General features: G+C 40.5%; 9 protein-coding genes. 6 read left to right on the forward strand and 3 right to left on the reverse strand.

What is annotated here, in order from left to right; genetic code table 11:
- Positions 1–161: 161 nt before the first annotated feature.
- Positions 162–2,243 carry a TonB-dependent hemoglobin/transferrin/lactoferrin family receptor gene (locus tag H5126_RS13570; RefSeq protein WP_182711978.1) on the reverse strand — a complete coding sequence of 694 codons (2,082 nt, stop codon included), beginning with the start codon at positions 2,241–2,243 and terminating at the stop codon, positions 162–164.
- A gap of 139 nt (positions 2,244–2,382) precedes the next feature.
- Here H5126_RS13570 and H5126_RS13575 point away from each other — a divergent pair, with 139 nt between their 5' ends.
- The 4 genes from H5126_RS13575 to H5126_RS13590 are packed head-to-tail and all read left to right on the forward strand — an operon-like array spanning position 2,383 to position 5,742.
- A complete protein-coding gene (locus H5126_RS13575; RefSeq protein ID WP_182715959.1) occupies positions 2,383–3,192 on the forward strand; it encodes a hemin ABC transporter substrate-binding protein in 810 nt (269 codons plus the stop codon).
- Positions 3,189–4,241, forward strand: a complete 1,053-nt coding sequence (locus tag H5126_RS13580) for an iron ABC transporter permease (protein WP_182720233.1) — start codon at positions 3,189–3,191, stop codon at positions 4,239–4,241. The genes H5126_RS13575 and H5126_RS13580 overlap by 4 nt, the downstream gene beginning before the upstream one ends.
- Positions 4,238–5,026 (forward strand): heme ABC transporter ATP-binding protein, encoded by a 789-nt coding sequence (locus H5126_RS13585; RefSeq protein ID WP_182720232.1) that lies wholly within the window; start codon positions 4,238–4,240, stop codon positions 5,024–5,026. The genes H5126_RS13580 and H5126_RS13585 overlap by 4 nt, the downstream gene beginning before the upstream one ends.
- A complete protein-coding gene (locus H5126_RS13590; RefSeq protein WP_182692940.1) occupies positions 5,023–5,742 on the forward strand; it encodes a HugZ family protein in 720 nt (239 codons plus the stop codon). The genes H5126_RS13585 and H5126_RS13590 overlap by 4 nt, the downstream gene beginning before the upstream one ends.
- Positions 5,743–5,808: 66 nt before the next feature.
- Here H5126_RS13590 and H5126_RS13595 read toward each other — a convergent pair whose 3' ends face one another.
- Positions 5,809–6,741, reverse strand: a complete 933-nt coding sequence (locus H5126_RS13595) for a ChaN family lipoprotein (protein WP_182720231.1) — start codon at positions 6,739–6,741, stop codon at positions 5,809–5,811.
- Positions 6,742–7,076: 335 nt separating this feature from the next.
- On the opposite strand from H5126_RS13595, the gene H5126_RS13600 reads away from it, so the two are divergent.
- Complete coding sequence (locus H5126_RS13600) at positions 7,077–7,799, forward strand: hypothetical protein (protein WP_010388416.1); 723 nt, start codon at positions 7,077–7,079, stop codon at positions 7,797–7,799.
- Positions 7,799–8,281: a hypothetical protein gene (locus H5126_RS13605; protein WP_010388418.1), complete on the forward strand. Its 483-nt coding sequence runs from the start codon at positions 7,799–7,801 to the stop codon at positions 8,279–8,281. The genes H5126_RS13600 and H5126_RS13605 overlap by 1 nt, the downstream gene beginning before the upstream one ends.
- A gap of 85 nt (positions 8,282–8,366) precedes the next feature.
- On the opposite strand, the gene H5126_RS13610 is transcribed toward H5126_RS13605, so the two are convergent.
- Complete coding sequence (locus H5126_RS13610; RefSeq protein ID WP_182720230.1) at positions 8,367–8,990, reverse strand: tyrosine-type recombinase/integrase; 624 nt, start codon at positions 8,988–8,990, stop codon at positions 8,367–8,369.
- Positions 8,991–9,175 lie beyond the last annotated feature (185 nt).

Genomic DNA, 9,175 nt, shown 5'->3' on the forward strand with positions numbered 1-9,175 from the left:
TAATTTTGTACTTTAGCCATAATGAATTAGGTGGTGCACTTCCAATTAGAATCTAGGAATCAATAAATAAAAAATTAGGTTGGGTGTCATCATAAAAATAAACTCAACAAACGCTGCAGCTTCATGCAGCGTTTGTTGCTATTTAATTTTCTAGGAGCTAATTAAAACTCATAGCTTATTTTGGCTGAAAAGTTACGCCCAGGTTGGGTGTATTGGCTAAAATCAGCACCTTGTGATTGACCTGCAATCAACTCAAAAGGTACATATTCTTTATCGAGCAAGTTAAGTACACCTACATTTAGCTGCCACGCTTGCCATTCGTAGTTTGCGTATAAATCAACAACGCCGTAGCCATGTCCTTGCGTAGTTTTATTACCGTTTGTATCAAGTACTACATCCGATTGCGATTTAGCCAAACGCAACGCGGCGGTCCAGTTAATATTACCCTGTTCTGTACTTAACAATACTGAGCCATTTAACGGGCTAATGCTGGTAAGAGGCTGATCGGTTTCTTTATTTTCACCATCAACGTAAGCCACGTTTGCCTCTAGTAGTATATTTTCAGCTACATACATGGCAATTCCTGCTTCCACACCGCTTATTTGTGTTTCGCTAATATTTTGGTACTGATACAGCGTTTTGTTTACGCCAGGAATGTACGTTGGCTCAACACCCACTACGGCGGTTTCTATAAAGTCATCGTATGCTGCATAAAAAGCACTTAAATTTACACTAATATCGCTGCTGGCGTATCTTAGCCCAAGCTCAAACGAATCACTGCTTTCAGGGTCTAAATCGGCGTTTGGTAATATTTGATAAAACGGCTCAACGCCGTGGCTTTGATAGGCTTGGTCGTGTGGTGGTATTTTAAAGCCTCGTACGTATTGCCCGTACAACGACAAGTTATCATCCACTTGGTATATAGCACCTAGCTTAGGCGAAAAAGCAGATTCGGTAATATCACCAAGCTGCGCATCGGCGTATAGCTCATCATTTTTAGCCTCTAGGGTGTAGTAATCATATCGCACACCCGCAATAACTGACCACGCGCTATTATTAAACGAAATACTATCTTGTACATAAGCGCCAATTAAAGAGGTATCAGCCCCCGGAAATGCTTTTTGTTTTTGATCTGTAAAATCAACAGTGCCATCGGCTAAAATACGGGTTTTAAAACGTGGGCGGGTGGTGTCGTATAAGTCTATATCAATCCCGTATACCACTTCATGATCGGCACTCTCTGCGTTAAACCCTTTATTAAATACCGCTTTTAAACCTAAAATATTTTGCTCAAAACGATAGTCGTTATAATCGGTGTAGGTGCTTGCGCCACTAATTTGATCGCTTTGTTGCTCGTAACTACTATAAGACACTTGCCCATACCATTTATCAAACGCGGCGGTTGCTACTTCTGAATGGTAATCGAGCGCCAGTGACCAACTCGTGTCATCTTCTTCGGTTTCTTGAACAGCGGGGGTTATTACTTGCTCAGTTGTTTGATTAAAGTAATCAAGGGTGTATTTAAGTGTGCGTTTTTCATCAAGCTGTTGCTCAAATTTAACTAATAAAGCATCCGACTTAGCATCATAACCGGGTAAATTTTCGTCATAGTTTTGTACTTCTTCGCTATCGCGGTGGCTATACACGGCGCTTACTGCAAAGTCGCCTAAGTCTTTTGCCGCAGTAATATCGGCGGCAACTTGATTACTTTGACCTTGATACCCAAGCGCCATTTTTACAAAGCTGCTGTTATTTTTTAAATAATCACTAGGATCTTTAGTGGTTATAACCACAATGCCACCAAGTGCATCAGAGCCATATAATGACGATGCAGCACCTTTGGCTACTTCTACTTGTTTTACACCTGCTACGTCAAAATAATTACGGCCAACTAAATAGCCCCCTCCACCTGCATAACCATCGTTGGTGCGTCGGCCATCTTTTATAAATACAACCCGGTTACCACCAACACCACGTACTGTAAGTGTTTGCGCGCCTGCGCCACTGCCTGTCGTTGCAATGCTTGGGTCGTACTTAAACATGGTTTGTAAATCTACAGCTAGCTGACGCTCTATGTCTTGCTCGGTAATAACAGTAACTGAGCCTGTAACATCTTTAAGCTTTTGCTCAAAGCGCGAGCCACTTACAACAATATGATCGTCAATTATGTTTTCGGCAATGGCAGTGCCCGAGCCGAGTAGTAAGGTTGCAATAGCAGTAAATCTAAACGCAGAGGGATTCATTTTAACTCCAAATGATAATAGTTATTATTTATGGCGGAGATGTTACAACTAAGTCAAATTAAGATCAATTAATTATGATAATCATTTTCATTTAGATTTAACTGGTTATAATAGCCAAAAAATAAAACCGGAGTGTGTAATGAAATACCTATTTATATTGTTTGCTTTAATGGCCCAATCTGCACTTGCACAAGAGCGCGTTATTAGCGCTGGCGGCACCCTTACTGAAATAATTTATGCGCTAGGCAAACAAAATACCCTTGTAGCTGTTGATCAATCTAGTATGTACCCACAGCAAGCTACGCAATTACCACAGGTGGGTTATTACCGTGAATTAGCGGCAGAAGGCGTACTTTCAATGCGTCCAACCACCTTGTTAGCGCTTGAAGGCGCAGGGCGAAGCCAAGCACTTAAGCAAATTGAGGCAACAGGGGTTAAGCTCATTCATTATAAAAAGCCGACCTCAGTTAACGAGCTACTTGAGCTAATAAAACGCTTAGGTGACGATTTAAACGCCAAGCAAAAAGCACAAACACTTATTACACACATTACAAAATCGTTACCTGAAAAAGCAAAAGCGCAAACACACAGCGCGCTATTTTTACTCTCAGCTAATGAGCGCGGGCTTGTTGCCGCCGGGCAAGAAACCGTCCCTAATTTATTATTTAGCTATGCAGGCATTACCAATATAGGCGCTACGCATTCAGGCTTTAAAGCAATAAATAGTGAAGTACTGGCTGTAAATCAGCCCGACTTTTTAGTAGCCCCAGCCCATGTTGTACAAAGCCTTGGCGGTAAGCAGGCTTTTTGTGAGCAACCTACACTACACTTATTAAAAGCGGCGCAAACCTGTAACTTACTTGTAATGGATAGCCTACTTTCGCTTGGCATGTCGCCGCGTATAGCCACAGCAATTAATGAGCTTAACGAGTATAAAATCCGCTTATGAACACCCTAACATTGAGCCGTTTTAACCCTGTAACACTTAGCCAAACCCATAAATGGATGCTATTAGCCTCTGTGTGTATTTTTTCTTTGGCGCTACTTAGCATAGGGTATGGGCCAGCAGGGTGGGATTGGCGTTTAGCCATTGCTTGGCTTGCACCCGAGCGCTTTAATCAGTTTGATGCGCTGCAAATAAATGTCGTAATGCAAATACGTTTGCCACGCTTTGTGCTTGCAGTGCTTGTAGGGTTGGTGCTTGCCCAAACAGGTGCGTCAACGCAAGCGCTGTGCCGCAACCCATTGGCCGATCCATCTATTATTGGCATTAGTGCGGGTGCGGCTATGGTTGCTGTGGCGTTTATAGCACTTAGCGCGCAGTTTAATTTTAACGCGCAGTTGTATTTACCTTATGCCTCTTTTTTAGGGGCGCTTGGTGTTACCTCGCTGGTATATTTTATTGCCAAGCAGCAAGGGCAAATTAATATCACCACACTTATATTAGTGGGGGTGGCTATTAACGCGTTAGCATTTGCGGTTATTGGGCTACTGAGCTTTTTTGCCGACGATAGCGCGCTACGATTAATAAATTACTGGACCATGGGCTCATTAGGCGGAGCAAGCTGGAGCACGATTATTCAAGCTGCGCCGTTACTGTTTATCAGCCTAATTGGCCTGTGGCGGTTAAAAGAGCCCATGAACTTACTCCTTATTGGCGAGTCACAAGCTCAGTACCTAGGGGTAGACACCAACAAGCTCAAACTATATGTAATTATACTTGTTGCACTAGGAGTAGGGGCGGTTGTGGCACTTACCGGCTTAATAGGGTTTGTTGGTTTAGTAGTCCCGCATATTGCCCGATTAATGGTGGGGCCGCATTTACGTAATATGCTGCCGCTTTGTATGCTAATTGGCGTAGTGGTATTGCTACTTTCTGACTGGCTAGCACGCATTGCCATAATGCCATCAGAGCTACCCATTGGAATTATTACTGCATTATTGGGTGCGCCATTGTTTATTTATTTAATAGTGAAAAATAAGCGAGGTTGGTCATGATCACGTTTAACAATCTAAGCGTTGGCTTTGATAATCACAGCGTTTTAAACGCTATTAATGGCAGCGCTAAACAAGGGCAACTTGTAGCACTACTTGGTGAAAATGGCGCAGGTAAATCTACCTTGCTGCATACCTTAGCAGGTATGCACTCCTTTACAGGCAGTGTACTTTTTAATGCTAAGCCGCTGGCCGCTCATGCTAAAAAACGCCTAGCCACACAGCGCGCAGTGATGATGCAAGCAAACCACATAGGGTTTGATTTTACTGTATTTGAGCTTATTGCAATGGGCCGCTACCCATATGTAGAGTCATTAAAAATGCAAAGCGAAAAAGTAAATAAATACGCCGCTATTATGGATTTAAGCCATTATTTAACTCGCCGCGTAAGTGCGCTTTCGGGCGGGGAGCAACAACGCGTACATATGGCGCGTACTTTAGCGCAGCTAAACGCTTTTACACAATCGGCCGAGCCAAAACTAATGCTGCTCGACGAGCCTACATCAGCACTTGATATGCGCCATCAACATGCTTTGCTCAGCTGCGTTAAAGCATTTGTAGAGCAGGGTAACAGCGCCATTATTGCAATACACGATCTAAACTTGGCCAGCCTTTATGCAACCGATGCTATTTTACTGCACAACAAAAAAGTGCTGCAAAGTGGGCCTATAAACACCGTATTAACTGAACAAAACTTACAACAAATGTACGCCATGAAACTGCACGTAAACCCTCATCCTTATAACGATGCACCCATGGTTTTTTCTCAACGTCAGGAGTTTTTATGAGAGAGCAAGCGTTAAACGATGCACGCACATTGGTTTACAAAACCAATGCCGGTGTTATGTCGACCATTTCTAATAATTTACGCGGTTACCCGTTTGGCTCAGTAACCCCCTATATGTGCGACGAACAAGGCCGCGTTTACTTTTTTATTAGCGATATAGCCCAGCACACTAAAAATCTAAAGCACGACTCACGTATGAGCCTAACTGTGTTTGATGCCACCGACAGTGGCGATCAAAACGAGCACGGCCGCGTAACGCTTGTAGGCGATGGCTCTATTGTGCCAAGTGAGCAAGCACACACTTTACTTGATAACTATATTTCCCTATACCCCGAAGCCGCTAGCTATCGCAACGCGCACGACTTTCAATTATGGCAATTAGACGTAGTGCGAGTGCGTTACATTGGCGGCTTTGGCAAAATATTTTGGCTTGAACAAATCGAGTGGCAGGGCGAGGCAAAAAACTGGGATGAAAGCCAACAGCAAAGCATGATTAACCATATGAATGAAGATCACCAAGATGCTATGTCGCTCATATTAATGCAGCACTACGGCGTAGCCGATAACACCCCTATAATGAGCGGCCTATTACCCACTGGTTTTTATATACAAAGCCAAAAGCGTAATTACTTTATTAATTTTAAAACCCAGTGCAACAGCCCGTTAGAGGTACGTAAAGCGCTGGTTGAGCTAACCAACCAAGCCCGAAATAACTAAACTAAATACATGACGACATAGTTAACCTGCGCCCTGGTTAAGAGATTCACTAACTATGTCGTTATTTTATAAGCAAGCTGTTTGCTCGCCTCGCTTGCCTAACGCTTTAAAAGCGGCTTGCTGATGTTCTTTTTGTACATAACGGGTTGGCAAAGGGTTAACCTGCAACTGATACCCACTTTGATTAGCTTGCACATTCGTTACCGGCGATATCCACACAACATTTAGCTCTGGCGCTAAACGCTTAATAACGCGCGCTATACCTTCGCCATTTTTTACATGAAAATCGCCCGCTATATGCATTACTTGCGCATCTTTATGATTATTTAAATAGTTAACGATAGACTCCCCCATGGTTTCATCCCACGTAACTTGCGCTGCATAATAGTTTTCGTTTTGACTTGAAGTACCATGGTGCATTGATGCCATAAAGCGTTGTTTATAATCGCTTAGTGAAGTATCAATAGTACTCGCAATATAGCTTTGCTGAGTTTCATCAAGCTTATTTAGGTAACTTATGCCTTGCCTGCCAATACAGGTGACTATATTTTTAGGGGCATTTGCAGCGATTACATCGCTATTGTTCGTTTTTGCCAGCTCTACCAGCGCACGGTAATCACTTTTGTAGTTAGGCCACGCTTGGGTGTTGTCAATTAAGTATTGCTCACCAATTTCACCTTTAACATACTGGTTTAAAGTAAGCTGATCGGCGCGGCTAAATTGTTCAAGCGACAGGGCAGTGCGTTTATTACTTTTGCTTAATTGCTCAAATAACTCAGCCTGAAATAAATGCACACCCGGGTGCGTATGCCATTCACCCACTAAAACCACATCGACATTTAATAGCGTGGGCTCTAATAATACAGAGCTAACAGGCTTTGCTTGTGCATTGTAAAGTGCTGAGTAATATAATGATGAGCTTTTATCAGGCGGCACAGTTGTTGTGCTACAACCACTCAAACCCGTAACTAACGCCAGAGTTAAGATAGACTTTTTCACACACACCTTCAAAACCTTTTAATGCAAATAATTATCAATATCATATATTTATAAAACCTATTAAGCCAGCCAAAAACAGTAAAAAAATAAATAAGCAAAGAAGATCAAATAAGACATTGTAGAGTGCAATTGATAGGCAGTTATGAGCGATAAGCAGACGGTCATCTTTTTATATCAAATGCATTTAAGATTTTCCTGACTTGAATTAACTGTTGTATTGTAAATAGTAATTTTGCTCCTGTATAAGGAGCGATATAAGTATCGTGAGATAAGGTTTACTTAGCTACTTTTTGTTAATGTAAATAAGGTAATAATTAATTTTTAAGGTTGAAGTAATGGAATATAACAATCTATCCAAGCTTGTAAAAAAAGTTCTCAAAACAGATCAAAGTGGTAATACAACAATGCCCTCAAGACGCGAAATGACAAGCAAAATTTTTGCGTTTATTATGCTTATTCCTGGAATTACTAGCATTGTGATGACAGTAACAAGCGAAGGAGGGGAAAGTATTTTCTTCGCTATTTCTGCAAGCTTCTTTTTAAGTATATCAATATTGCTTTTTGGTCGAAAGAGCCGCTTAGAGTTTAACGGGACAGAAAAACAGCTTAATTTAAAAACCGCATTATGGGGTTACTTTCAAAGAAGTAAAATTGTTGTACCGTTTGATACACTATCATTTGAATTAAGTAGTATAGGCGCGCAAGGCCCTTATCAAATTAAGTTTGTTGATCAGTTATATGAATTTAAACAGTATACAGATGCTAAGATGTTCATTTCGTTTTTATATACGAAATATAATACTACTGCAGTTGAAACCATATCGGATTGGCCTAATAAAACACCGATAAGGTTTGCTCAAAGTGAATTATATAACTCACCTCAAGTTACTCATGATACTAAAAAAGCTAATTCAAACTCTCACCTGGAAGATGAAGATTTTAATAGTGAAGATCTTGTTTTCATTGAAATATGGGATCGCAAATCGCTAATAAAACTATCCCTGCCATTTTTTGTTTTTACAGCCATTGCCGGCTTAGTTAAATACGGAGTGCTGTAATGTATTTTAAAGAACTATCTAGTGAGCTAGCTATTTATCGACAACCGAGGTTAACTAGATTATTGCTAGTTTTGTTGTGTGGTTTCTTTTTATTTATCGGGCTAATTAATGTGTTTAATTCTGATGAAGCAAAATCATTACCGATATGGGTATCTGGGTTTATATGCTGGCTAGGGTGGAGTGGTTCGTTTGGTGGCTATGTATGTCGTTTTGATCTCGCAAAACAAACCTTGGAATTAAAGTCGAGTAGTTTATATACTATTTTTAAACGTGTTTATAAATTATCAGATATTAAAGGTTTTAAAGCTATACCTAGAAAAGGCTACACACATGACTATAGATTATATGCAGTGTTAACTGATAATACTCATATTGCTTTCGCAAACTACAAAGGACGAGGGTTTGCAGTTAAGGAGTGTATAAAAATGGCTGAATTTGTCAGTAAGCCTTATCAAATCAATATTGATACAGCTTCATTATGATTTTCTTAGAACAAAGTAGCGTGGATTAACATTTTTTTAGAAACCAATGCCAGACGCTTACTTCAGGTCTGGCATTGGTTCAAACTTAAGCATCGATCTGTTCTGATACTTCTAACGCATCATCAACTTCTATTCCCAAGTACCTGACAGTGCTTTCTAGTTTTCTATGGCCAAGTAGAAGCTGACAGGCTCTTAAATTTTTAGTTTTTTTGTAAATTAGTGATGGTTTAGTACGTCTCATAGAATGAGTGCCATATTGAGTCTTATCTAACCCAATTGAAGTGACCCAAGAATCAACTATACGTCCATATTGACGGGTTGAAAAGTGTTCTGAGGAATGAATTCGTGACTTAAACAAGTAATCATAAGAGTTGAGAGTAAATTGCTCTATGAGCGCCACAATTGATTTCCTTGTATTCCCAGTAATTTCAAATTGGACGGGCATACCAGTCTTTTTTTGAACGACTATTGCCCTTGATTGAATTGTTTTACCATGTGCGATGTCGTTAACTTTTAGTGAAACTAAATCACACCCTCTTAGTTTGCTATCTATGGCTAGGTTAAATAGTGCTAGATCTCTTATTTTATGAAAAAGTTCTAGTCGTATTCGGATAGCCCATATTTGCTGTAATTTCAGAGGTAACTTTTGTCCTACAAGCTTATTTTTATTCCAAGGCTCTTTAGGCTGATATATTGTTAACTGGTGCATTAGTTGTACTCCGGTGTTTATGGAGTTTTAAGCTTAGCCCGCTACAAAAGAATTCGGGTATGAGCGAACAGCGGTCATTGGAAAAGTTAAATTTATTCTAGTGCTTTGAGTAGAAATCTAATTTTGTCCAATAACATTATTAAACGCCGTTTTGGTGTGTTATAAGCTGTTAGTAAGACACGAAT

It is taken from the genome of Pseudoalteromonas sp. SG45-3 (assembly GCF_014164075.1).
GTDB classification, from domain to species: Bacteria; Pseudomonadota; Gammaproteobacteria; order Enterobacterales; family Alteromonadaceae; genus Pseudoalteromonas; species Pseudoalteromonas distincta.

What these genes read in the sequence shown, in the direction of transcription:
- H5126_RS13580 (WP_182720233.1), top strand. Translation starts at nt 3,189, where the DNA reads ATGAACACCCTAACATTGAGCCGTTTTAACCCTGTAACACTTAGCCAA.
- H5126_RS13600 (WP_010388416.1), top strand. Translation starts at nt 7,077, where the DNA reads ATGGAATATAACAATCTATCCAAGCTTGTAAAAAAAGTTCTCAAAACA.
- H5126_RS13585 (WP_182720232.1), top strand. Translation starts at nt 4,238, where the DNA reads ATGATCACGTTTAACAATCTAAGCGTTGGCTTTGATAATCACAGCGTT.
- H5126_RS13590 (WP_182692940.1), top strand. Translation starts at nt 5,023, where the DNA reads ATGAGAGAGCAAGCGTTAAACGATGCACGCACATTGGTTTACAAAACC.
- H5126_RS13605 (WP_010388418.1), top strand. Translation starts at nt 7,799, where the DNA reads ATGTATTTTAAAGAACTATCTAGTGAGCTAGCTATTTATCGACAACCG.
- H5126_RS13570 (WP_182711978.1), bottom strand. Translation starts at nt 2,243, where the DNA reads ATGAATCCCTCTGCGTTTAGATTTACTGCTATTGCAACCTTACTACTC.
- H5126_RS13575 (WP_182715959.1), top strand. Translation starts at nt 2,383, where the DNA reads ATGAAATACCTATTTATATTGTTTGCTTTAATGGCCCAATCTGCACTT.
- H5126_RS13610 (WP_182720230.1), bottom strand. Translation starts at nt 8,990, where the DNA reads ATGCACCAGTTAACAATATATCAGCCTAAAGAGCCTTGGAATAAAAAT.